Raw genomic sequence first — 23,932 nt, forward strand, 5'->3', positions numbered from 1 at the left:
CCAGACTGCGGCCGGCGGAGAGGAGTAACCAGCGCTCCGCTGAGGGTACCCCTGTCAGGTGCAGGCTCCTCAGCGCAGGGACGCGATCGGGCCGCCAGGAGAGTCGTGCCGGGCGGCGACGACCGCCTCGGCGACCGAGCGGACCTCCTCCTCGGGCAGGCGGCGGTACCCGTCGTCGGTGACGACCGCGACGGTCGGGAAGATGCGGCGGGCCAGGTCCGGGCCGCCGGTGGCCGAGTCGTCGTCCGCCGCGTCGTACAGCGCCTGGACGGCCGCGACGAGGGCGTCCTCCTGGGACATCCCGCGCCGGTACAGCTTCTTCAGCGCGCCCCGCGCGTACGGCGAGCCGGAGCCGTCGGCGTGGAAGTCCTTCATCTCGTACGGGCCGCCGGTGACGTCGAAGGAGTAGATCCGGCCGGCCCCCCGGTCGAGGTCGTAACCCGCGAAGAGGGGCACGACCACCAGCCCCTGCATGGCCGCGCCGAGGTTGCCCTGGACGAGCGCGGCCAGCCGGCGGGCCTTGCCGTCGAGCGACAGCCGCCGACCCTCGATCTTCTCGTAGTGCGCCAGCTCGAACTGGAAGAGACGGACCATCTCGATCGCGAGGCCGACCGTGCCGGCGAAGGCGACCACGGAGTACTCGTCGGCGTAGCTCACCTTCTCCAGGTCGCGCTGCGCGATGAGGTTGCCCATGGTGGCCCGGCGGTCACCGGCCATCAGCACGCCGCCCTCGAAGGTCAACGCCAGCACCGTGGTCCCGTGCGGAAGGTCGAGCCCGGCGGCCGACTCCCGGACGGCGCCGGTGGGCAGCGCGTCGGGCGCGACCTCCGCCAGCAACTCCCGGAACGACGCGTTGGTGCTGCTCAGGAACGCCGGAGGGAGACCCTGCGAGAAATCGACCATCTGCGCCCGCTTCCGATCAAGGACAGTGCCTCGCTTATCGTACGATCTTCGCCTTCGCCCGCCACCTAGACTTGGTCCATGACGTGGCGTGGCCGCTACTACGAGGACTTCACGCTCGGCGACGTGTACTACCACCCGCTCGGCCGGACGGTGACGACGACCGACAACATGTGGTTCACCCTGCTCACGCAGAACACCGCGATGGTGCACGTCGACCACCATTACGCCGCGCGGACCGAGTTCGGGCGCCCGCTCGTCGACTCGACGTTCACCCTCGCCCTCATCACCGGCCAGTCCGTCACCGACGTCTCGCAGAACGTCATGGCGAACCTCGGCTGGGACGACGTACGGCTCCCGGCCCCCGTCTTCGAGGGCGACACGCTCTACTCGCGGTCGAAGGTCATCGCGCTCCGCGAGTCCCGCTCCCGGCCGAACGTCGGCGTCGTCACCGTGGCCACCGAGGGTTTCAACCAGAACGGCGTCGTCGTCTGCTCGTTCAAGCGCACGTTGCTGGTCTACAAGCGCGACCACGCGCCGCACCCGCCGGTTCCGCGCCCTCCCGAGGACTCCCTCCCGCCGGTGCAGGAGTAACCGAGATGGACGTGTTGCCGCTGCGGGGGGTCACCGTGGTCGCGCTCGAGCAGGCCGTCGCCGCGCCCTTCGCCACGCGGCAGCTCGCCGACCTCGGGGCGCGCGTCATCAAGATCGAACGCCCCGGCGCCGGGGACTTCGCCCGCGGGTACGACGAGACCGTACGCGGGATGTCGAGCCACTTCGTCTGGCTGAACCGCGGCAAGGAGTCGGTGGTCCTCGACGTCAAGGACCCGGCGGGCCGGGCGACCCTGCACCGGATCGTCGACCGGGCGGACGTCCTCGTCCAGAACCTCGCCCCCGGCGCCGCCGAGCGCCTCGGCCTGATCCCCGATGAGCTGCGCCGCCGCAACCCCCGGCTGATCACCTGTGGCATCTCCGGCTACGGCGACGCCGGCCCGTACCGCGCGAAGAAGGCGTACGACCTGCTCGTCCAGTGCGAGGCCGGCGTCCTGTCCGTGACCGGAACCCCCGAGGAGCCGGTGAAGGTCGGGATCTCCGTCGCCGACATCGCCGCCGGGATGTACGCCTACAGCGGCATCCTCACCGCCCTGTACGAGCGGGAGCACACCGGGCGGGGCACGGATCTGTCGGTCGCCATGCTCGAGGCGCTGGGCGAGTGGATGGGATACCCGTACTACTACGCGGCGTACGGCGGTACGCCGCCGGCGCGTACGGGTGCGGAGCACGCGACGATCGCGCCGTACGGACCGCACCGGACGGGGGACGGCCACCAGGTCTTCATCGGGCTGCAGAACGAACGCGAGTGGGCCGCGCTGTGCGAGCACGTCCTGCGCCGGCCCGAACTCGCGCGGGACGCGCGCTTCGCCCGCAACTCGCTCCGCGTCGAGCACCGCGCGGAGCTGACCGCCCTCATCGAGGACGCGTTCGCCGACGCGACCGCCGACGAGGCGGTCCGCCGTCTCGACGAGGCCGGCATCGCCAACGCCCGGCTGCGGTCGATGGAAGAGTTCGCCGGGCATCCGCAGCTCGCCGCGCGGGACCGGTGGCGGCAGGTCGGGTCTCCCGTGGGACCCGTGGACGCTCTCCTCCCGCCGGTGACCGTGGCCGGGCGCGAGCCGCGCATGGGGGCGGTCCCGGCCCTCGGCGAGCACACCGCCGCCGTCCTCGCCGAGTTCGGCGAGCCCTGACGAGCGCTCGCCGGGCGGCGACCGCGCTCGGTCAGCGGGTGATTGCGAGATCAGGGCCGGCGGAGGGGGTCGGCGAGGTCGGTCAGGTGGCGGGCGACCGGGCCGACCGTGAGCAGGCCGCTGCCCGCCCCGGCCAGTTCCGCCGCCGCCGGAGACAGCGCGGCGTACGCCCGCTCCATCACCGGCCGGTCGCCCAGGGCGACGGCCGCCCGGGCGGTCAGGCACCACAGGGCCTCCAGCAGCAGGTCGCGCGGCGGGTCCGGGACCGCGCGCAGCGCGGCGGCGGCCGCCTCGCGACGATCCTCGGCCAGGAGCAGCAAGGGCCGGACCCAGGGCTCGTACGGCCCCCAGTCGGCCGGCTCGTCAGGCCGGGCGGGCAGACCGTGCCGTACGCGCAGGCACAGCAGCGCGAGCGGCGGCAGGCCCCGCTCCAGCCCCGGCATGCCCGAGTCGGGCAGGCAGGTCGCGGCGTCCCGGTACGCCGCCTCGGCCTCGGCCGCCGAACCGGTCTCGGCCAGCCGCAGCGCGGCGTACCACCGGGTGAAGACGTCCACGAGCGGCCGCTCGTGGCGTTCGGCCAGGCGGCCGGCCGCCGCCGCGTGCTCGTCCGCGCCGGCGAAGTCCGCGAGGGCGCTCCGGGCCTGGACGCGGATGAGATGACCGAGGATCCCGAACGCCGGCAGGCCGTGCCGGGCGGACAACGCCACCAGCTCGGCGCCGATCGCGTCGCGGCGCGGCGCCAGACCGGCCCGCTCGAAGCTCTGCATGAACACGGCGTTCAGGGCGAACGCCAGCAGCGTCGGGTCGTCCAGGCCCCGGGCCAGCTCCTCCGCCTGCCGGGCGGCCTCGGGACCGCGCTCCGCGCGGGTGCCGCGCGACTCGAGGGCGACGGTGGCCAGCAGCCGGGCGCGTGCCGCGTCCTGCCCGGTGCGCGGCAGGGCGGCCAAAGCCCGCTCGGCCGCCGCGACCACCCGGGCGGCCTGCCCGGGGTCGTCGACCCGCGTCCAGATCGCGGGGACGTCGTACGCGCCGATCACCCGCGCGGTCAGCTCCGCGTCGCCCAGCTCCTCGGCCGCCTCGATCGCCGCCACGCGGTGCCGGCGGGACTCCGTCAGCCCGCTCCCTCCGGTCATCGCCAGGTCGCGCAGCAGGCCGACCGTCGACTCCAGCCGGGCCCGCGCCCCGGACGGCACGGCGCGGTCGTACGCGGCGGCCGTCTCCGCCCAGACCCGCCCCGCCGTACCGCCCGGCGCCGGGTCGAGGCGGGCGGCGTGGGCGAGGATGTCCGCCTCCAGGTCGCGTAGGGCCGGACCGGGGTCCAGCCCCAGATCCTCGACGAGCAGCGTGCGCGCCCGGCGCAGCACCGCGAGCGCGTCACCCTGCCGGCCGGTGCGGTACAGCGCCAGGGCCAGCAGCCGCCAGGCGTGCTCCCGCCAGGGGTGCTCGGTCACGTGCGCGTCCAGATCCGGCACCGCCTCGGCGGCCCGCCCCAGGTCCAGCCGCGCCTCCGCCCGGCGCTCCAGCGCGTGCAGCCGCAGCTCCGCGAGGCGGGAGCGCTCCGCGTGCGCCCACGGCTCGTCGGCGAACTCCGCGTAGGCGGGGCCGCGCCACCACCCCAGCGCCTCGTCCAGCCGGGGGAGCGCGTCCCCGGGCGGCAGTGTCGCGGCGGCGGTGACCGCCCGCTCGAACCGCCAGGCGTCCACCGCGTCCGGGTCGGCGCGCAGCGCGTAGCCCGGGCCCTCGGTGACGAGCAGCCGGGCCGGGGCGCGCGGCGGCCGGTCCGGCTCCACGGCGCGGCGCAGGGCGGCCACGAACGTACGGACCGCGCCGACGGCGTCGGCGGGCGGGTCATCCGCCCATAGATCGTCGGCCAGCCGGGTGACGGGGACGACATGGCCGCGGGCCGTGATCAGCCGGGCCAGCACCGCCCGGTGCCGTGGCCCCCTCAGGTCGATCGCGTCCTCGGCGGGACCCCAGGCCGTGACCGGCCCCAGCACCCCGAACACGACGCCCACCCCGGGCCTCCTTCCTCCTCGTCACGTTAGCGCGCTCATCGGATGCTCATCCGTGCCCGGCAGGCTGGACGCATCCGAGCCTGAGACGCATCCGACCCTGAGGAGAAGACCATGGCGCCGGCCATTCCCGGATTCGAGTACGAGCGCGTGCCCGTCGCCGACGGCGTGTCCCTGAACACGGCCGTCGGCGGCTCGGGACCCGCGATCGTGCTGCTGCACGGTTTCCCGCAGACCCATCTGATGTGGCGGCACGTCGCCGCCGACCTCGCCGCCGACCACACGGTCATCTGCCCCGACCTGCGCGGGTACGGCGCCAGCGACAAGCCCGCCGAGACCGACGGCGACACGTACTCCAAGCGGACGATGGCCGCCGACACCGTCGCCCTGGCCCGCGCGCTGGGGCACGAGCGGTTCGCGCTGGCCGGGCACGACCGCGGCGCGCTGGTCGCCTTCCGCGCCGGCCTGGACCACCCGGAGACGATCACCCACCTGGCGTGCCTGGACGTGCTGCCGACCCTGGACATGTGGGACGTGATGCACGGCGTCACCGCCGCCGTCGGCTTCCACCTGTACCTGATGGCCCAGCCGCCCGGCCTGCCCGAGCAACTGATCGCCGGGAGCCCGGACGCGTTCTTCGGCCACTTCCTCGATCTGTGGGCCAATGACCCGGAGGCGATCCCCGCCGAGGTCCGCGCCGCCTACCTGGCGGCCTGCCGGGACGCGGTGCCCTCCATCGTGGCCGACTACCGCGCCTCCGCCGGCGTCGATGTCGAGCACGACCAGGCCGACCGCGCCGCCGGCCGCCGCCTGACGATGCCGGTGACCGTGCTGCAGCAGGACTGGGGCGCCGCCCTCGGCTACGACGCCGCCGCGGTGTGGCGCGCCTGGGCGGCCGACCTGCACCACGCGACGGTCACCTGCGGCCACTTCATGGCCGAGGAGGCCCCGGCGGACATCGCCAAGGCCCTCCGCGACCTCCTCACCCGATGACCGGCGAGCCGCCTCAGATCCGGTCGGCGGCGATCAACAGGTACTGGAAGCTGCCGCCGGTGTAGGCGTCGAGGAACGCGTTCTCGATGCCGGTGGCCAGGCTGGACCGGGCGCGCAGCCGCCAGTACGGGACGGTCGTGGCGGTGAGGTCGACCACGCTGACCGGGACGAGGCGGTTCGCGGCCATCTCCTTGAAATAGGTGCTGCGCGGGTGGATGTCGCAGATGTAGTGCGCGTTGATCTGGCTGACGGCCCGGGACGGCAGCCCGTACGCGTCGTTGTAGCAGCCGGTGATGGTGACGTACCGGCCGCCGCGCCGGAGCAGCCGGGAGTGCTCGGCGAACAGCGAGCCGAGCTCGACGTACATCGTGGACTCGTTGTTCCAGATCGCCTGGAACGCGCCGGTGGGGAAGCCGGTGTCGAGCATGTTGCGCAGGTGGAAGCGCACCGAGCCGTCGACGCCGCGCCGCTTCGCCTGCTCGTTCGCGAAGTCGACCTGCGCCTGGGAGATCGAGATGCCGTCGACCCGGCACCCGAACCGTGCCGCGGCCACCAGGCTGGACCCGCCTCGCCCGCAGCCGGCGTCCAGCACCCGGTCCTCGGGCCCGACGGTGCCGAGGTGGTCGAGGAGGAAGTCGGCCTGGGCGGATTCCAGGCGGTGCAGCTCCTCGACGACCCGCTCCTCACGGACCTCCGGCGGGCTCTGCAGCACCGACCAGTCCACGTCGCCGATCCCGTAATGGTGGTGGTAGATGCCGTCCACCTCGCCCAGCCGCAGGTTGACCGGGTTGCGTTCGGCGTTCCAGTACTCGGCGACCGCGCGCTGGTAGGGGCTGGCGACGACTGCGGAGTCGTCGAGGGCAGGGTCGTGGACGGACGTCATGCCGGCCTCCTCATTACTCATGGTCGGGGGGTGCCGGGCCGGCGCGCCGGTGGCTCGCCGGCCCGGAGTCGCCGCGTGATCCGGGGCAGCGGTCCCCGGATCACGCGGCTGGATCAGCGGTAGCGGCTACTCGTGCTGTGCCATTCGAAGCCGCCGCCCATCCATGCCTGCGCGCCGCGCAGGAACCGTTGCAACTCGACCGACGGCACGGCGGCGAGCCGCTCCTGCGCGGACTGGAAGTCCCGGACGAGTCCGTTGTGCAGGCGGACGCAGGTCTCGATCGCCTCACGCAGCGAGCAGTTCTCCTCGGCGGCGACCAGCAGGACGAGGTTGTCCGACTGGTCGTCCGCCGCCTCCCTGGCGACCGAGTGCAGGTCGTTGACGATGACGGATGCCGTGCCCGCCTGCATCACGGCGCGGTGCACCTCCGGCGCGTAGAACAGCTCGCTCGGAAGCCGGTAACCGCCGACGACATCGATCAACGTCATGGACGTGTAGAAACTGTCGTGCTGCCGGGCGGCGAGGTAACGCCAGGCGGGCGGGAGCCCGCCGCCGTAGCGCCAGGCCGCGTACGCCGTCCAGCTCACGTACATCTGGAACGTCGTGTTGCAGACCCGCATGACCTGGTCCGGAGTGGCGTGCCGGCGCAGGTGGGCGGCGGCCGAGGCCAGCGCCACCAGCACCGGATCGGCCTGGATCGCCCCCTCCAGCGGACCGGTGAACTCGCCCGCGGGCGGCGGCGGGTCCATGGCCGACATCACCAGTGCCAGACGTGGGGGCAGCTCGATCGGAGTGGCCCCCAGCTCGCTCTCGTCGGCGTAGTAGTCGTCGCACGCCCACCACGCGGCGTTCATCTGCGCGGCGAGCAGCAGTCGGTCCGGGTCGTCGGTGTCGGGATGGGCGAGCATGGCGAGCCGGCCGAACCCGGTGCTGCGGAACGCCTCCAGCCGATCGGCGTAGATGCCCGTCTCCTCGGCCCAGGCGACGAGGGCCTCGTTCACCAGGTGCCCGAGGGCCTCGTCGACGCGAACCGTCTCCGGGCAGTACAGCGGCGGGTACGAGCCGTCGCCCCACTGCCGTTCGGCGTATCCCGGTACGACGTCCCGGAGCCCCTCGCCCGGGCAGGGGAGCGCGGACCGCTCCGGCGGATCGGCGGACGGCGCCGCGGCCCCCTCCGCGGTGCTCGGCGGGTCCACGAGGAGGGGTGGCACCTCGCGGACCGCCGACCGAAGCGCGCCCGCCAGCTGGGCCGCGGACGTACCCAGCCCGGTCGGGCGGATCGGCAGGTCGTGTGACACGTGCGCTCCTGGGAGATCTCGGACGTACGGGCCGGCGGCGGTGACCGCCCGGATCACGAGCCCGGCGCCGCGACCTCGACGTTCTCCAGCACGCCGAGCGCGTCCGGAACCAGCACCGCGGCCGAGAAGTAGGCGCTGACCAGGTACGACGTGATGGCCTTCTCGTCGATGCCCATGAAGCGGACGTTCAGCCCCGGCTCGTACTCGTCCGGGATCCCCGTCTGGCGCAGGCCGACCACGCCCTGGTCGTCCTCCCCGGTGCGCATGGCCAGGATGGAGGAGGTGTGCCCGTCGACGACCGGGATCTTGTTGCACGGGAAGATCGGAATGCCCCGCCAGCCCGGGATCCGGCCGCCCTCCCAGTCGACGGGGTCCGGGTAGAGCCCGCGTCGGCTGCACTCGCGCAGGAACGCCGCGATGCCCTTCGGATGGGCGAGGAAGAACCGGGTGCTGCGGCGGCGGGACAGCAGCTCGTCCAGGTCGTCGGGGGTGGGGGGACCCGACCGGGTCTGCATCCGCTGGGAGTAGTCGACGTTGTGCAGCAGCCCGAAGTCCCGGTTGTTGACCATCTCGTGTTCCTGCCGCTCGCGCAGCGCCTCGACGGTCAGCCGGAGCTGCTGCTCCAACTGGTTCATCGGCTCGTTGAACAGGTCGGTGACCCGGGTGTGCACCTTCAGCACGGTCTGGGCGACGCCCAGCTCGTACTCGCGCGGGGCGAGCTCGTAGTCGGCGTACGTCGTCGGAACGTCCTGCTCGCCCGCGTGCCCGGAGAGCAGCGCGATCTCCGCCTCGCCCTTGCGGTTCTGCGGCGCGCGCAGCGCCGCCTGGTACCGCTCGACGTGCGCGGCCAGCGCCTCGGACCGGTCGAGCATGGCCTGGAAGTCCTGGCGGGAGAGCACCAGCAGCGAGCACGTCGTCATGGCGACGACCGTGTGGTCCCACGTGAAGTCCGGGTCCGTCAGCGCTCCGGGGAAGAGGTAGCCGCCGTCACCGACCGGGGCATGCGAGGCCGGCGTATCGAACGGCCCCGTGGCCAGCCGGTCCACCTTTCCGTGCGCGACCACGAACAGCCGATCGCCGGGCTGGCCGCGCTCGACGAGCGTCTCACCGGCCGCCGCCTCCCGCAGCATGAACCGGCCGGCCAGCTCCGCCAGCACCTCCTCGTCCGCGAACCCGCCCAGCAGCGGGATCTCCCGCAGGCTGGGCGGGAGGATCTGGGCTCGGTTCTCGCTGCCCGTGACGGCGACCCGGCCGCCGCCCACCTTGTAGGTCAGCCGCCGGTTGACCCGGTAGTGACCGCCGGACACCTCGACCCACGGCAGGACCCGCAGCAGCCAGCGCGAGCTGATCGCCTGCATCTGCGGCGGGGTCTTGGTCGTCGTCGTAAGGTTCCGTGCCGCCGCGGTGCTGAGGCTCCGCTGGTACTGCTCTTCCGCAGTCTCGTCGGTGGACACCGGCTCCTGCCACGAGGATGACGTCAAACCGAGACCTCCCTTTTTCCGCGCGCGACAGTGCGCTGGGACGGAGAATTGACCTCGCTCGGACCTTCACTTTAGGTGATCGATCCGATACGGATCGTATGGTCGGCCTTTCCGGCGGGACACCCCCCGCGTGCGGCAGCCTTCTCTTACCTCCGCCGCACGCGAATGTCGCCGACCGTTATCGGCCAGGCGCTTACGGTCATCGATCTCGGGGGTGTCGCGGCTGGGAATGTCTTGCGGAGCGGGACGTGCCGAGTGCTCGGAGAAACCCCGCCCGTGATGCCGCTCTGTGGGCTTTCGTCCGGTTCCTATACCGCGATTGACGAGCGTTCCGTACGCGGCGCGCGGCCGGGGCTCGGTCAGGCGGGCATCGGGCGGGTGGCGCGGCGGTAGCGGCCGGGGGTGATGCCGTACCAGCGGACGAACCAGCGGGTCAGGTGGCTCTGGTCGGCGAAGCCGGTGCGCGCCGCGACGTCGGCGAGCGGCCGGCCGAGCGCGATCAGCCGCCGCGCCTCTCGGAGCCGTAGCTGCCGCTGATAGTCGCTGGGCGCCATCCCGTACACCGCCCGGAACGCCCGGTAGACCCCGAACCGGGTGTGTCCCGCCGCGGCGGCCAGCTCGTCGGCGGTGAGATCCTCCAGGTAGGAGTCGTGGAGCCGCGCGCGGGCGCGTTCGGCGACGAGGGTCGCGCCGGTCGGCGCGGCGGCGGGCCGGCCACCGGACGCGGCCGCCCGCCGTACGACCGAGGCGACCGTCGCGGTCAGCAGCTCTGCGCGTCGCAGGGCGCTCGCCCCGCCGAGCAGCGCGGAGTGCAGGGCCCGCAGGTTCCGCGCGAGGACCGCGTCGTCGACGACCGGCTCGCGGAACAGCGGCAGACCGGCTCGTCCGCCGGTGACGTCGGCGAGCACGCCGGTGACCAGCTCGGGGCCGAGGTGCACCATCCGGTAGGTGAAGCCGAGCTCGTCGGCGGCCCGGCCGTCGTGCGGATCCTCCGGGTTGAACGCCATCACCATCCCGGCGGCACTGGTGTGCGCCCCGCCCCGGCAGGAGAACGCCTGGGCGCCCTCGTCGGTGACTCCGAAGGAGTACCCCTCGTGACCGTGCCGGTGGTAGACGTGCCGTACGAAGTGCGCGTGCATGGCCTCCAGCGGCTCGTCGGCCGAGTGCCAGTAGCGGGACCAGTCGCGCGTCATACCCCGATTCTGGCCCGGCCGCCGCACGAGCGTTCAAGACGGGTCGCGGACCCGTACGCCATCCTGGGGGCCATGCGTTTCGACACCAAGATCGGCATCGTCGTACGGGACGACCTCGCGGCCTGGCAGCGGCTCAACGTCACGGCCTTCCTGGCGGGCGGGGTGGCCGCCGGCTTCCCCGAGCTGATCGGCGAGCCGTACGAGGACGGTTCCGGCAACGCCTACCTGCCGACCTTCCGACAGCCGGTGCTCGTCTACGCCGCCGACGCGGAGGGCCTCGCCCGCGTTCACGGCCGCGCGCTCGCCCGCGACCTTCGCGTCGGCGTCTACACGGAGGACATGTTCAAGACCGGCCACGACGAGGACAACCGCGCCGTCGTACGGGAGCGCGCCGCCGACGACCTGCCCCTCGTGGGCCTGGCGCTGCACGGCCCGAAGAACGCCGTCGACAAGATCCTCAAGGGTCTGTCCCTCCACCCCTGACGTCCGCGCATCGCCGGCCGGGGCAGGGCTCCGGCCGACGGTGCGAGCACCGCGCCGCGGTCAGTCGCGGGCGAGCAGTTCGAGCGTGTCGACGACGCGGTTGGAGAAGCCCCACTCGTTGTCGTACCAGGCCACCACCTTGACGTGCCTGCCGTCGACGCGGGTGAGGGCGGCGTCGAAGATGGACGACGCCGGCTGACCGGCGATGTCGCTGGAGACCAGCGGCTCGTCGGCGTACTCGAGGACGCCCTTCAGCGTGCTGTCGGCGGCGGCGCGGTAGGCGGCGAGCACCTCGTCGCGGGTGACCTCCCGGGAGACCGTGGTGTTCAGCTCCACGATCGAGCCCACCGGGACCGGAACGCGGATCGAGTCGCCCGACAGCTTGCCGTCGAGGTTCGGCAGGACCCGGCCGATGGCCTTGGCGGCCCCGGTGGTGGTGGGCGCGATGTTCACGCCGGCGGCGCGGGCGCGGCGCAGGTCGCGGTGCGGGCCGTCCTGCAGGTTCTGTTCCTGGGTGTAGGCGTGCACCGTGGTCATGAAGCCGTGCTCGATGCCGGCCAGGTCGTCCAGCACGGACGCCAGCGGAGCCAGCGCGTTCGTGGTGCAGGAGGCGCTCGAGATGATCACATGCTCCCCGGGGACGTAGACCTCGGTGTTCACGCCGTAGGCGAGCGTGACGTCGGCGCCGTCGGCGGGGGCGCTCACCAGTACACGCTTGGCGCCGGCCCGGATGTGGGCGCGGGCGGCGTCCGCCTTGGTGAAGCGGCCGGTGGACTCGAGCACGATGTCGACGCCGAGGTCGGCCCAGGGCAGGTCGGCGGGTTCGCGTTCGGAGAGCACCTTGATGCGGCGGCCGTCGACCACGAGGTCGGTCCCGTCGACCTCGACGGGGCGGCCGAGGCGGCCGAGCGTGCTGTCGTACTTGAGCAGGTGCGCGAGGGTCTCGGGGGCGGTGAGGTCGTTGACGGCCACCACTTCGAGGTCGCTTCCACGCTCCAGCAGGGCGCGGAGTGCGCTGCGCCCGATGCGGCCGAATCCGTTGACGGCGATGCGGGTCAATGAAGGCTCCTTTCGTCCCGCCCCCATGGTCGGCACCTGACGGCGAGACCGACAGTGGCCTGATGGACAACGTGCGCAAGGATCACGCCACGTGTTTCGCCACCGACCGCAAGGATCTCGCCAACTCCGGCTCAGGCCGAAAAGGTGTGGCGGTACTCCGTCGGAGAGGTGCCCAGGATGCGCTGGAAGTGCAGGCGGAGGTTCGCCCCGGTGCCGAGCCCGACGCGGTCGGCGATCTCCTCCACGCCCAGGTCGGTGCGCTCGAGCAGTTCCCGTGCCAGGTCGACCCGCGCCCGGAGCACCCACTGCATCGGCGTGTAGCCGGTGTCCTCGACGAACCGCCGCGAGAAGGTGCGCGCCGACACCCGCGCGTTGCGGGCGAGCTCCTCCAGGGTCAGCGGTTCGGAGAGGTGCGCCAGGGCCCACTCGCGCGTGCTCGCGAACAGGTCGCCGAGCGGCTCGGGCAGGCTCCGGGGAACGTACTGCGCCTGCCCGCCGCTGCGGTACGGCGCGGCCACCAGCCGTCTCGCCACGTGGTTGGAGAGCGCGACACCGTGGTCGCGCCGTACCAGGTGCAGGCACAGGTCGATGCCGGACGCCGCGCCCGCCGAGGTGAGCACGTCGCCCTCGTCCACGAACAGCACGTTCTCGTCCACCCGTACGAGCGGATGCCGCTCGGCGAGGGCCTTCGTGTAGTGCCAGTGGGTCGTCGCCCGCTTGCCGCTCAGCAGGCCCGTCGCCGCCAGCGCGAACGCCCCGGTCGAGATGGCCGCGAGCCGCGTCCCGCGCTCGTGGGCGGCCAGGAGCGCGCCGACGACCGCCGCCGGCGGTTCCGTGGTCGCCGGCTCCCGGTAGCCGGGGATGAAGACGGTGTCGGCGTGCTTCAGGGCCTCAAGGCCCTCGGCCACGTGATACGAGAGGCCGTCGCCGCCGGTCACCAGGCCAGGCGCGGCGCCGCAGACCCGCACCTCGTACGGCATGTTCGGCCGGTTGGAGAACACCTGCGCGGGGATGCCGACGTCGAGCGGCTTCGCTCCCTCGAGCACGAGCACGGCGATCTGGTGGTTCCTCCGGCTCATCGGGCCCTCCTTCGACCGCTCGCCCAGTGGCGTGGATGACGGCTGTCGCAAGCATCCTGCCACTGGTCGAGCGGACGTCGGAGCGCGCCTAGTTCCGTAGGTGGCGGGCCGCGACGCGTTCCTTGAGGAGGCCGACGAGGATGTGGTTGATCGACAGCATCAGGTCCTCGAAATGGAAGTTGTTGTCGTTCTTGCCGACCTGGCCGGGGAACCGGGACGTGCCGGGCACGACCAGGCACACCTCGGCCAGGTCCTTACACCGGCCGCCGTCGCCCTTGGTCATGGCGAACGTTCCGGCCCCCGCGGCGGCCGCCACCTCGAGGGCCTTGGTCACGTTCGCGGAGTTCCCGCTGCCGGAGTAGGCCATCACCAGGTCGTTCGCGGTGACGACGGGGGCCAGGGCCGCGGCGAACATGTCCTCGAAGCCGATGTCGTTGACGAGTCCGGTCAGCTCGGCGGCCGACCCGCACAGGTTGACGAAGGACAGGCGCCGGACGTCGGCCGGGAGCGGCCGGGTCTTGTCCTCCGTCACGAACGGGTGGTGCTTGAAATCGCAGTAGAAGTGGTCGAGGGTGCCGGCGTTCCCGCCGTTGGCCATGGCGTAGACGGCGCCGCCCCGGTCGTAGGTCGCGAACAGCATCTCGGCGGCGCGTTCCAGCACCGCGACGGGGAAGGCGTCGAGGATCCGGCGCTTCTCGGTGAGGTACAGCTCGATCGTCTCGGTGAGGCTCACGACCGGCCGCCCGCGTGCTCGGCGTCGATCCGGCCGTGGCCGCGCCCGGCGTCGTCCTGCCACCGGATGACGTCGTCCAGCTCGGGGGTGGAGATCTCGATGGAGGTGTAGTCGGTTCGCGCGATCACCCGGTGCAGCTCGCCCGGTGGGTTGGTCCAGCCGGATCGTGGACCGTGGACGGTCGTCGTCAGGGACCCGACGTCGATCACCGCGGTCAGGTCCGCGGGGGCCATCGCTCCGCTCAGCACCGTGGCCGCTCCCTCGATGACGTAGTTCGTCTCCAGCTTCTGCTCGTGGGACTGCAGCGACGACTGGTGCCCCTCGGTCATCCGGATGCGCTTCAGCGCGTACGGGAGGTCGGGGAGGTTCTGGGTGTACCAGACCTCACTGCCCCAGGGCTTGTCCACCGTGTAGTCCGAGACGTCCGGGCAGGGGCGGGCCACCGCGTCCGGGAACGCCGGGCCGGTCGCCTCCTCTGTCTCGCCCAGTACGGATCCGGCCTCGATGAGGATCGCCGGTTCCCCATCGGGGTTCGCGATTCGGTAGACGCAGCCCGGGAGGGCGTGCCAGCCGTCCAGGTACTCGTAGATCGCCGACTCGGTTCCGCGGTCGCGCGCGGTCTCCAGCCTGACCCGGCCCTGGATGACGACGAACGTCCGGTGGTCGCGGGGATGGATCCGGAAGGGGGTGGCCTGTCCGGGCTCGATCGTGTGCTCCGCGAACAGGTAGGCACCGGCGGCCGCCTGGTCGGCCAGCCGGCCGATTCGTCCGTATCGCGTGGTGACCTCGGTCGTCTTCACCGTTCAACTCCCATCATCCGCTTCAGCCAGTCGGTCGCGTCCTGGTCGCGCAGCAGCCGTCGTGCCGCCGCCCGCCCCGCCGGGTCCGTACCGCGCGTCATCGCCTCGCGCAGTGCCGAGGCGGTCGCCTCGACGTCGAACGGGTGCACCGGCGTCACGTGCTCGGCGAGCCCTTCGTAGGCGCCCGCGTTGACCGACAGCAGCAGTCGTCCGCGTTCGCCGAGGTAGAGGGCCTCCTTGGCCACCAGGTTCATGCCGTCGAACGTCGGGTTCACCAGCGTGAGGTCGGCCTCCGACAGGGCCGCCACCACGCAGTTCCGCGTGGTCGCCAGATCCGGGTAGACCAGCGAGACGGCCGGTCGGCCGGGCGCGCCGAACCGCTCGTCGAGGTCGGCGACGAGGCCCTCGCATTCGCGCTGGAGGTCGCGGGTGCGTTCGGTGGGGCGGCCCGGCGGGGTGGCCACCGCGCAGAACCACCAGTCCCGGGCGAGCCCGGGTTCGCGCTCGAGCAGGCTCCGGTACGCGGCGAAGCCGCGTGGCAGGTTCTTCCACAGGTCGATGCGGTCGGCTCGGACGATCATCCGTCGGCCGGCGGCGTCCCGGCCGAGCCGCGCCCGCCAGTCGGCGGTGGCGGGCTCGTCGCGCAGCCGCTCCACCATCGCGACGTCCAGCGGGAACGGCGCGACGGTCACGCGTGTCCGGTGGCCGTCGAACGTCGCGCCGTCGTCGTCGACCGCGCAGCCGGGCAGGAACCGCGCGCAGCAGCCCAGGAAGGCCCGCGCCCACCGGGTGCAGTGGAAGCCGATCACGTCCGCGCACAGCAGGCTCGTGAGGACGCGGTCGCGGATGTACGCGGGGAGCACGCCGAAGTAGTCGGGCTCGCACCAGGGCAGGCCCTGGAAGAACGCGACCCGGCCCCGGCGTTCCGCGCGCCGCCCGAGCATCTCCGGCACGAGGAACAGGTGGTGGTCGTTGACCAGCACGAACTCCTCCGCTGACCCCGTCAGCAGCGCCGCCACCCGGTCGGCGTACGCCCGGTTGACCGCTTCGTACGCCGACCACGCCTCCGCGAGCCGTCCGTCCGGCTGCCGCGCCGTGTCGAGCAGGTAGTGGAACAGCCACAGCAGCAGGCGCACGCCGATCGTCTCGTAGTGCTGGTCGACCATCGCCGGGGGCAGGCGCAGCCGGTGCAGCGTCACGTTGCCGGGCAGCCGCGTCACCTCGACGGGCTCCGCACCGGGCGGGCCGTCGGCGGGCATCGTGCAGACCCAGTCGCCGCCGTGCTCGCCCAGCAGCGTGGCCAGCAGCGGGACCAGGCCGCCGGGGGAGCGGGGCAGCAGCCCCACGTCCTCCTGCCACCGCGGCGCGCTGTTGCTGCAGACGATCAGTCTCACTCCGGTCGCCATCCTCGGGTCGGCGGCTGTCTCGGGCGGCCTCACCGCGGAGCGTCCTGGAGGAGCGCGGCGACGCGGTCCGCGATCCCCGGCGCGTCCAGGCGGTACCGGCGGTAGAGATCCTCGGGCGGGCCGGCCTGCCCGTAGTCGGGTACGGCCAGGACGTCGAAGCGGGGCCGGTCGGGAAGGCCCAGCACGATCCGGCCCAGCTCGTCGGCGAGCCCGCCCACGGCGTAGTGGTCCTCGACGACGAGCACCTGCCGGTGCCCGCCGACGAGGCGCTCGACCGTCGCCCGGTCCACCGGCAGCGACGCCACGTTCACCACGGTCGGCGCGATCCCGCGTACGGCGAGCCGGCCGGCCGCCTCGACGGCGACCGGCACCGTGCCGCCCATCGCGAAGACGACCACCTCGGCGCCCGCGCGGACCACGTGCGGGATCCCGAACCGGAACCGGTACCCGTCGGCGTGCACCTCCGGCAGCGACTGCCGGCACAGCCGCAGGTAGCTCGGGCGCCGGTCGGTCGCCAGGTGGGCCGTCATCTGCCAGGTCTCGGCGCCGTCGGCGGGCTGGAACACGCGGACGTTCGGCAGGGTGCGCATCAGCGCGAGGTCCCGTAGCCCCATCTGGGTCGGTCCGTCCCGCCCGATCGCCAGCCCGGCGTGGGTGCCGACCAGGACGACGCCCGCGTCGTTGAGCCCGACCGTCTGGAAGATCTCCAGGAACTTCCCGGTCAGGAAGTGACCGAAGCTCGCGACGAACGGCCGGAACCCCTCCTGCGCCAGCCCCGCGGCCACGCCGATGGCGTTGGCCTCCGCGATGCCGCACTCGAAGAACCGGTCCGGGAACTCCTCCTTGAACGGCAGCGTCCGGGTGGCCTTGGCGAGGTCGCAGTTCACCACCACGACGTGGTCGTACTCGCGGGCGATCTCGACCAGCGCGGTCCCGAACCAGTCCCGGGTCGAACTCATGAGTCTCGCTCCAGGAGGGTCTCCAGGTAGTCGACCGCGGCCGCGTACTCCGCCGCCGACGGCAGGTCGCTGTGGCTGCCGCCCAGCAGGACGCGGTCGGGGCCGAGCCGTCCCTTACGGGTGTGCGCGACGATCACCGAGGGCCGCTCGCGGTCACGCCGGCGGAGCACGTCGCGCAGCGCGCCGTGGTCGTGGCCGTCCACCTCGTCGACGTGCCAGCCGAACGCGCGCAGCTTGTCCGGCAGCGGGCGCAGCGGCAGGATGTCGGCGACCGCGCCGTCACTCTGGCCGCCGTTGTGGTCGATGATCGCCACCAGGCCGGGCACCCGGTGCGCGCCGGCGTACAGGAACGCCTCCCACACCTGGCCCTCCTGGCACTCACCGTCGCCGAGCAGGCAGTACACGGTGGAGTCCCGGCCGTGCAGCCGCCGGGCCAGCGCCCGGCCGACCGCCACCGACAGGCCCTGGCCGAGCGCGCCGGTGCTGACGTCCACCAGCCCGAGCCGCGTACGGTCCGGATGTCCCTGCAACCGGCTGTCCAGGGCCCGCAGCGTGCCGACCTCCTCGGCGGGCAGGTCGCCGTCGACGATCAGCGCGGCGTACCACGCCGGTGCCGCGTGGCCCTTCGACAGGACGAACACGTCGCCCGCCGACCGGTCCGCGCGCCGGTCCATCTGGTCGAACTTCAGCACGCCGATGATGTCCGTACAGGACAGCGACGAGCCGGCGTGCCCGGACCCCGCCCGGTGGATCATCTCCAGCAGGACGAGCCGGCATCGGGTCGAGAGCCGCGCGATCCGCGCCGCGTCGGCCCGCGCCGCGTCGGCCCGTTCGGCTCGCGCCGCGTCGGCCCGTTCGGCCGGGCCGGCGACCGTTCGCTCACCCCGCATCGGCGCTCCCGTTCGGGGCGGCCACCAGACCGGCGATGTAGTCGGAGACCGCGACGATGGTCGGCTGCCGCCACAGCAGAGTGGTCGGCAGCGAGCACCGGAACCGCTTCTCCAGCCGACGGCGGACGACGACCGTCAGCACCGAGTCCAGGCCCTGTTCGACCAGCGGACGGTGCGGCGACAGGTCGGCGGGGTCCAGCCGCATCTCCTTGGCGATCTGCGCGCCGACCTCCTGGATCAGAAAGGCGCGCAGCTCCTCCGGCGCCAGCTCGGCGAACGACTCGGTCGGTCCCGTCCCGTCGGCGCCGTTCTCCCGCGCGGCCGGTGCGTCGATCACCGGGTACCGCAGCCCGTCCAGCCGGCCGACGACGGCGCCGGCGGGGTCGGTCACCCGTACCCGCACCGTGTCGGCGCGATCGGGGTCGAGCCAGATTTCGATGTGCACCGTGTCCGGTGGCTTCCCGACCGCGACGAGCCGGTCGACGTGCGTCACCATCCGCAGCAGCGGGTCGCCGGGGAACGCGCTCGGCGCCACCGACATCACCGCGTCCAGGACGGGCGCCCAGGTGTCGGACGGCCCGCACCGGACGCGGGCGCGCAGTACGCCGTCGCCGCGCAGGAGTTCCTCGACGGTCCAGTCGAACCCGGTGCCGGGTACGCCGACGGCGGCGAGCCGCTGCGTGACCGAGCCCGGATCGGCCGGGGCGAGCGGCCGATCCGGTGGGGCCGGCGCGTCTCCCGGTTCGGCGATGGCCGTGGCGTCGGCCGTGACCGTGGCTGTGGCGGTGTCCGTGGCGGTGCCCGTGACGTTGGCGGTGCTTGCGGCGATGTCCGTGGCGGTGGCTGTGGCGGTGGCTGTGGCGATCAGTTGCCAGGGGGCGTCCGGTTCGCCGGCCGTGCGGGCGGCCAGCCGCAGCTTCGCGCCCTGCCGTACGACCTGGACCTCGCGGCGGTCGGCGGTCAGCAGCGGCGCGGACATCGTCACCTCGTCGAGCGCCTGGCCGCCCGAGGCGGCGAAGAACGTCACCGCCAGCACGGCGGCCGGGACGATCTCCACGCCCTCGATGGCGTGGCTGCCGGGGTAGGGCCGAGTGTGGTCGTCCAGGGCGGTCCGCCAGAGCCGGACGTCGGTCCCCGCCAGTTCGACGCCGTCGCCGAGCAGCGTGTGCGCGTCCGGGTCGTGGCCCCGGCCGCCGGTGTCGGGAGCCGACGGCGCGCGCCAGTGCCTGCGGTGCTGCCAGGGATAAGTGGGGAGCGCGACCGGCCCGCCGGCGGGCTGCAGCCGCCGCCAGTCGACGTCCAGGCCGGCGCAGTGCGCGGCGGCCACGCCCGTCAGGAGGGTGTCGCGGGCCGGGCGGTTCCGGCGCAACGACGCGCCGACGAAGACGTCCTCGTGCCCGGTCACGCTCAGCGTCTCCAGTACGGAGTGGGTGACCACCGGGTGTGGGGAGATCTCCACGAACGCCCGGTAGCCGTCGGCGGCCGCCGCGCTCACCGCGTCGGCCAGGCGCACCGGCCGGCGCAGGTTGGTCGCCCAGTACGCGCCGTCGAAGCCCGGCGCCGCACGCGGGTCGTCCAGCGCCGTCGAGTAGACCCGCAGGTCCGGGACTCGGGGCGTCAGGTCGGCCGCGGCGGCGGTCAGCTCGGCCAGCAGCGGGTCCATCTGCGGTCCGTGGAACGCCACGTCCGAGGCGACCCGGCGCGCCGGGACGCCCTCCTCCAGCCAGCCGGACAGCACCTCGGCCACGGCGTCCGGCTCACCGGAGACGACCGTCGAGCCGGGGGAGGACGCGATCGCGGCGACGACGTCGGCGCGGCCCGCCAGCCGGGCGGCCGCGTCGGCGAACGGAAGCTGCACCATGGCCATCGCGCCCCGACCGGCGACCCGCCGCAGCAGCCGGGACCGCCGGCAGATCAGCCGGGCGCCGTCCAGGCGGCTCAGCGCCCCGGCCGTCACGGCCGCGGCGATCTCGCCGACGGAGTGGCCGATCACCGCGTGCGGGCGCACGCCGTACCCGCGCCACAGTTCGACCAGGCCGAGCTGCATCGCGAAGATCATGGTCTGGACCCGGTCGACCTCGGTGAGCCCGCCGTCCGTCAGCACCTCCCGTGGCGAGAAGCCGATCTCGGCGGCGAACACCGGCTCCAGCTCGTCGATCACCGCGGCGAACGCCGGTTCGGTCGCCAGCAGCTCCCGGCCCATGCCGACCCACTGCGAGCCATGCCCGGAGAACACGAACACGGGCCCGGGGCCGGGGTCGGTGAGCACCCGCCCGGTGGTGACGGCGGCGTGCGGGGTGCCGGCGGCCAGGGCGCGCAGCCCGCCGGCCAGCGCGGCGACGTCGTCCGCCGCGACCACGGCGCGTTCCGCCAGGTGCGCCCGGCGCAGCGCGAGCGTGTGCCCGACGCCGGCCGCCGGCCGGTCACCGGCGGCGTCGGCCAGCCTTCCGGCGGCCTGCCGCAGCGCCGTCCGCGACGCGGCGGACACCGGGAACAGCCGGCCCGCCGCCGCCTCCTCGTCGGCCGGCCGCTCCGGCGGCGCCTCTTCGAGGACCACGTGGGCGACGGTCCCGCCGTAGCCGAAGGCGGAGACCGCGGCCCGGCGCGGGTGCGCGGAGTCCGGCCACGGCGTCGGCGCGCCGACCACGCGCAGCCCGGCGCCCGCCCAGTCGACGGCCGGGGTGGGCGTGTCGAGCCGGCTCGGCGGGAGCTCGCCGCGCTCCAGGGCCAGGACGGCCTTGACCAGGCCGGCGATGCCGGCGGCGCCCTCGAGGTGGCCGATGTTCGACTTGGCCGAGCCGATCAGGCACGGCCGATCCGCCGGGCGGCCGGCCCCGTACACGGCGCCCAGCGCGGCGGCTTCCAGAGGGTCGCCGACCGCGGTGCCGGTGCCGTGCGCCTCGACGTAGCCGACCGTGCCCGGCTCGACGCCCGCCTGCCGCAGCGCCCGGCGCATGACGTGCTCCTGCGCCTGGCCGCACGGCGCCATGATGCCGACGGTGCGGCCGTCCTGGTTGACCGCGCTGCCGCGGACGACCGCGAGGATCCGGTCCCCGTCCGCCACGGCCTCGGAGAGCCGCTTGAGCACCACCACGGCCGCGCCCTCGCCGCGCCCGTAGCCGTCGGCGGCGGCGTCGAAGGACTTGCTGCGCCCGTCCGGCGCGAGCGTGCCGGCGGCGTCCAGGGTGAGCGTCTCGCCGGGGGACAGGATGAGGTTGACCCCGCCGGCCAGCGCCACGTCCGTCTCTCCTGCGCGCAGCGCCTGCACGGCCAAGTGCACCACGACCAGCGACGCCGAGCACGCGGTGTCCACCGCCAGGCTCGGGCCGCGCAGGTCCAGGGCGTACGACACGCGGTTGGCCACCGCGCACGTGGCCGCGCCGATCCCGGTCCACGCCTCGATGTCGGGCAGGTCCTCCAGCAGCCGGTGCCCGTAGTCGCCGGTGCAGACGCCGACGTACACGCCCGCGTCCGTGCCGGCCAGCGCGTCCGGCGACACGCCCGCGTGCTCGAGGGCCTCCCACGCGGTCTCCATCACGAGACGCTGCTGCGGGTCCATCAGCTCCGCTTCACGCGGCGAGAGCCCGAAGAACTCCGCGTCGAAGTCCGCGGCGCCCTCCAGGAAGCTGCCGCGCGGGACGGTGCGGCGGACCGCCGCCGCGTACGACGGGCCGCGGTCGGCGTAGTCCCGCCAGCGGTCCGCGGGCGCCGGTCCGCTGGCGTCCCGTCCCTCGCGCAGCAGTTCCCAGTACGCGTCCGGCGAGCCGGCGCCGCCGGGCAGGCGGCAGCCGATCCCGATCACCGCGATCGCCTCGACCGGTCGGTCCATCAGGCATCGCCTCCCCGTGTCCGCGCCCAGATGGGCGACTCGAGTACCTCCACGACGGCGGCCGAGATGGTCACGCCGGGTCCGAAGCCGAACATCAGCAGGTGGTCGCCGGGACCCAGGCCGCCGGTGCGGACCAGGTGCTCCAGCGCGAGGACCTGGTCGCTGGCCCCGCAGTGGCCGATGGTCCGGCCGAACTCCCACGCCGAGCGGGACGCGGGCACGCCCAGCCGCATCTCGCAGACCTGGTCGGCGATCTCCCGGGAGGTGTTCATGCACGACACCCGCGTCACGTCGTCCGGTTTGACACCGGCCTCCGCCAGCGCCTGGTCGATCACCTCGGCCATCCGCTCGTCGAGCGTGACCAGCACGCGCGTGCCGTCGCCCTCGACAACGGCTCGCCTGCGGAACTCGTCGTTGTGCGCGGCGAAGTCGACCGCACGGCCCTCGAGGATGCCGGGCGGGAACAGCGGCTCGGCGCAGCGGTGCATCTCCTCGGCCTGCGACACCGACACCGAGCACACCGACGCCAGCCGGGCGAACCCCGGCTCGGTGTCGAGCACCACGGCGCTGCCCGCGTCCCCGGCGACGGCCCCGGGCAGCATCCGCCACCGGTCGACCAGCGGGGTGCCGTAGTTGTCGGCGGCGACCAGCAGCGCGGCCCGGCGGCCGGGCGCCGCCCGCAGGAAGGAGGCGGCCAGCTCGAAGGCTGTGAGCATGCCGTTGCAGCCCTGCTTAAGCTGGGTGGACAGGACTCCGTCGCCGACGAGGTGGCGTTGCACGTACGCCTGCGGCGGCCAGCCCTCCGGGCCCTGGTGCCAGGTGGAGGTGTACAGCAGCAGGTCGAGGTCGGTCGGGGACCGCCCGCTGCGGGCCACCGCGCTGCGCGCCGCGCGCAACGCCATCTCCGGCGCCGGGACGTCACCGGCCACCGCGACCGAGGCGAGCCCGTGCAGCTCGACCTCCTCGCCGGTGTACCGGCCCGCCGCCACGGCGTCGTCGACGCTCACCGTCGCGGGGACGTACGACCCGACCCCGCTGATGTACATGTCCGCCGTCTCCATGCCGCCTCCCCGTCGTGTCCCTGCCGTCTTCCGGCGCTCAGGCCGGTCCGCCGGACCGGTACTCCGGCGGGATGTCGAGGATCCGCAGCACGGCGCAGGCCATGGTGGTTCCGGCGCCGAGCCCGACGAGCAGCACGTGGTCGCCGGCGGCCAGCGCCCCGGTCGTCAGGAGGTGGTCGAGGGCCACGAACTGGTCGCCGACCCCCAGGTGCCCGATCCGCGCCCCGTAGTCCCAGGTGGTGTCGGCCAACGTGAGCCCGAGCCAGTTGACGCCCCGGTGCTCGAGGTCGTCCCAGCGCCCGTGGGGGAAGGCCACGCGCGCCACCTCGTCGAGCGTGACGTCCGCCTCCTGGAGGGTCCGGTCGACCAGCTCCAGCAGCGTCTTCTGGATCGCGAGCATGACGTCGGCGCCGTTCCCGCCGATCAGCCGCTTGCGGAACTCCCGGTTGCGCGCGGCGAAGTCCAGCGGCCGCCCCACGGTCGCGTCCGGCGGGAACATCGGCACGCCGCCGTCGTTGACCGCCTCGGCCTCCGGCAGTACGACCACGTTCACCGACCGCAGTTCGGCGAACCCGCCCTCGGTCGTGACCAGCAGCGCGCACCCGCCGTCGCCCATCACGGCGCCCTCGATCATCCGCCACCGGTCGACCAGCGGGGTGCCGTGGTTGTCGGCGCCGACCAGCAGCGCGGTGCCGCCGTCCGGCCGCAGGTACCCGGCGGTGAGCTGCAGCGCGCTGAACATCCCGCAGCACCCGTGCCGCATCTCCACGGCGAGGACGTCGCCGCCCACCAGGTGCTGCTGCAGGTAGTACTGCGGCTCCCAGCCCTCCGGCCCCTGATGCCAGACGTCGGAGTACAGCATGAGGTCCAGGTCGCGCGGGGAGAGCCCGCCGGAGCGCTCGAACGCGTGGCGGGCGGCGCGCAGCGCCAGTTCCGGGGCCGGCACGTCACCGGCCACCGCGGCCCCGCCGAGCCGGAAGTACTCCACCTCGTCGGCCGGGTAGCGGCCCTCGGCGACGGCCGTCTCGATGGTGACCACCGGTGGCAGATGGACGCCGATGCTGCGCAGGTACACGTCGGGTGTGCGCATCTGTCCCTCCTTCAGCGCGTGGGTCCGCCGCGGCACGG

20 protein-coding genes are annotated in these 23,932 nt (G+C 73.6%); 4 read left to right on the forward strand and 16 right to left on the reverse strand.

What is annotated here, in order from left to right; all coding sequences use genetic code 11:
* Positions 1-69 precede the first annotated feature (69 nt).
* Positions 70-903, reverse strand: coding sequence for a proteasome subunit beta (gene prcB / locus AB0K82_RS02630; protein WP_364391845.1), 834 nt, complete (start codon positions 901-903; stop codon positions 70-72).
* 78 nt (positions 904-981) lie between these two features.
* On the opposite strand from prcB, the gene AB0K82_RS02635 reads away from it, so the two are divergent.
* Entirely contained in the window at positions 982-1,494 is a 513-nt protein-coding gene (locus AB0K82_RS02635) for a MaoC family dehydratase (RefSeq protein ID WP_345351110.1), read from the forward strand.
* A 5-nt stretch (positions 1,495-1,499) separates the two neighbouring features.
* Positions 1,500-2,645 carry a CaiB/BaiF CoA-transferase family protein gene (locus tag AB0K82_RS02640; protein WP_364391848.1) on the forward strand — a complete coding sequence of 382 codons (1,146 nt, stop codon included), beginning with the start codon at positions 1,500-1,502 and terminating at the stop codon, positions 2,643-2,645.
* A 50-nt stretch (positions 2,646-2,695) separates the two neighbouring features.
* On the opposite strand, the gene AB0K82_RS02645 is transcribed toward AB0K82_RS02640, so the two are convergent.
* Positions 2,696-4,660: a BTAD domain-containing putative transcriptional regulator gene (locus tag AB0K82_RS02645; RefSeq protein ID WP_364391850.1), complete on the reverse strand. Its 1,965-nt coding sequence runs from the start codon at positions 4,658-4,660 to the stop codon at positions 2,696-2,698.
* Positions 4,661-4,771: 111 nt separating this feature from the next.
* Here AB0K82_RS02645 and AB0K82_RS02650 point away from each other — a divergent pair, with 111 nt between their 5' ends.
* Positions 4,772-5,650 (forward strand): alpha/beta hydrolase, encoded by an 879-nt coding sequence (locus AB0K82_RS02650; protein WP_364391853.1) that lies wholly within the window; start codon positions 4,772-4,774, stop codon positions 5,648-5,650.
* 13 nt (positions 5,651-5,663) lie between these two features.
* Here AB0K82_RS02650 and AB0K82_RS02655 read toward each other — a convergent pair whose 3' ends face one another.
* The 4 genes from AB0K82_RS02655 to AB0K82_RS02670 form a co-directional block, all read right to left on the reverse strand.
* On the reverse strand, positions 5,664-6,533 hold the full coding sequence (locus AB0K82_RS02655; RefSeq protein WP_364391856.1) for a geranyl diphosphate 2-C-methyltransferase: 870 nt from the start codon (positions 6,531-6,533) through the stop codon (positions 5,664-5,666).
* A 113-nt stretch (positions 6,534-6,646) separates the two neighbouring features.
* Positions 6,647-7,831: a family 2 encapsulin nanocompartment cargo protein terpene cyclase gene (locus tag AB0K82_RS02660; protein ID WP_364391859.1), complete on the reverse strand. Its 1,185-nt coding sequence runs from the start codon at positions 7,829-7,831 to the stop codon at positions 6,647-6,649.
* Positions 7,832-7,884: 53 nt separating this feature from the next.
* Positions 7,885-9,312: a family 2B encapsulin nanocompartment shell protein gene (locus AB0K82_RS02665; RefSeq protein ID WP_364391862.1), complete on the reverse strand. Its 1,428-nt coding sequence runs from the start codon at positions 9,310-9,312 to the stop codon at positions 7,885-7,887.
* A 359-nt stretch (positions 9,313-9,671) separates the two neighbouring features.
* Positions 9,672-10,505: an AraC family transcriptional regulator gene (locus AB0K82_RS02670; protein ID WP_364391864.1), complete on the reverse strand. Its 834-nt coding sequence runs from the start codon at positions 10,503-10,505 to the stop codon at positions 9,672-9,674.
* Positions 10,506-10,577: 72 nt separating this feature from the next.
* Between AB0K82_RS02670 and AB0K82_RS02675 the strand changes: the two genes are divergently transcribed.
* Complete coding sequence (locus AB0K82_RS02675; RefSeq protein WP_364391866.1) at positions 10,578-10,988, forward strand: DUF2000 family protein; 411 nt, start codon at positions 10,578-10,580, stop codon at positions 10,986-10,988.
* Between the two features lie 60 nt (positions 10,989-11,048).
* On the opposite strand, the gene gap is transcribed toward AB0K82_RS02675, so the two are convergent.
* From gap to AB0K82_RS02725, 10 genes are all read right to left on the reverse strand, one after another.
* The gene (gene gap, locus AB0K82_RS02680; protein WP_364391869.1) at positions 11,049-12,047 is read right to left on the reverse strand and encodes a type I glyceraldehyde-3-phosphate dehydrogenase; all 999 of its coding nucleotides are present in this window, start codon (positions 12,045-12,047) and stop codon (positions 11,049-11,051) included.
* Between the two features lie 131 nt (positions 12,048-12,178).
* Complete coding sequence (locus AB0K82_RS02685; protein WP_364391872.1) at positions 12,179-13,126, reverse strand: helix-turn-helix domain-containing protein; 948 nt, start codon at positions 13,124-13,126, stop codon at positions 12,179-12,181.
* Positions 13,127-13,214: 88 nt separating this feature from the next.
* The gene (locus tag AB0K82_RS02690; RefSeq protein ID WP_364391874.1) at positions 13,215-13,859 is read right to left on the reverse strand and encodes an SIS domain-containing protein; all 645 of its coding nucleotides are present in this window, start codon (positions 13,857-13,859) and stop codon (positions 13,215-13,217) included.
* Positions 13,856-14,659 (reverse strand): hypothetical protein, encoded by an 804-nt coding sequence (locus AB0K82_RS02695; protein WP_364391876.1) that lies wholly within the window; start codon positions 14,657-14,659, stop codon positions 13,856-13,858. The genes AB0K82_RS02690 and AB0K82_RS02695 overlap by 4 nt, the downstream gene beginning before the upstream one ends.
* On the reverse strand, positions 14,656-16,053 hold the full coding sequence (locus AB0K82_RS02700) for a trehalose-6-phosphate synthase (RefSeq protein ID WP_364391878.1): 1,398 nt from the start codon (positions 16,051-16,053) through the stop codon (positions 14,656-14,658). The genes AB0K82_RS02695 and AB0K82_RS02700 overlap by 4 nt, the downstream gene beginning before the upstream one ends.
* 41 nt (positions 16,054-16,094) lie before the next feature.
* The gene (locus AB0K82_RS02705; protein WP_364391880.1) at positions 16,095-17,024 is read right to left on the reverse strand and encodes a transketolase C-terminal domain-containing protein; all 930 of its coding nucleotides are present in this window, start codon (positions 17,022-17,024) and stop codon (positions 16,095-16,097) included.
* The gene (locus tag AB0K82_RS02710) at positions 17,021-17,914 is read right to left on the reverse strand and encodes a transketolase (RefSeq protein ID WP_364391882.1); all 894 of its coding nucleotides are present in this window, start codon (positions 17,912-17,914) and stop codon (positions 17,021-17,023) included. The genes AB0K82_RS02705 and AB0K82_RS02710 overlap by 4 nt, the downstream gene beginning before the upstream one ends.
* Positions 17,904-21,743, reverse strand: a complete 3,840-nt coding sequence (locus AB0K82_RS02715; RefSeq protein WP_364391884.1) for a beta-ketoacyl synthase N-terminal-like domain-containing protein — start codon at positions 21,741-21,743, stop codon at positions 17,904-17,906. The genes AB0K82_RS02710 and AB0K82_RS02715 overlap by 11 nt, the downstream gene beginning before the upstream one ends.
* Positions 21,743-22,804: a ketoacyl-ACP synthase III family protein gene (locus AB0K82_RS02720; protein WP_364391887.1), complete on the reverse strand. Its 1,062-nt coding sequence runs from the start codon at positions 22,802-22,804 to the stop codon at positions 21,743-21,745. Before AB0K82_RS02720 ends, AB0K82_RS02715 begins: the two co-directional genes overlap by 1 nt.
* A 37-nt stretch (positions 22,805-22,841) precedes the next feature.
* Positions 22,842-23,894, reverse strand: coding sequence for a ketoacyl-ACP synthase III family protein (locus tag AB0K82_RS02725; protein WP_364391889.1), 1,053 nt, complete (start codon positions 23,892-23,894; stop codon positions 22,842-22,844).
* Between the last annotated feature and the right edge of the window lie 38 nt (positions 23,895-23,932).

The sequence above is a fragment of the Actinoallomurus sp. NPDC052274 genome (assembly GCF_040679475.1).
GTDB lineage: Bacteria > Actinomycetota > Actinomycetes > Streptosporangiales > Streptosporangiaceae > Actinoallomurus > Actinoallomurus liliacearum.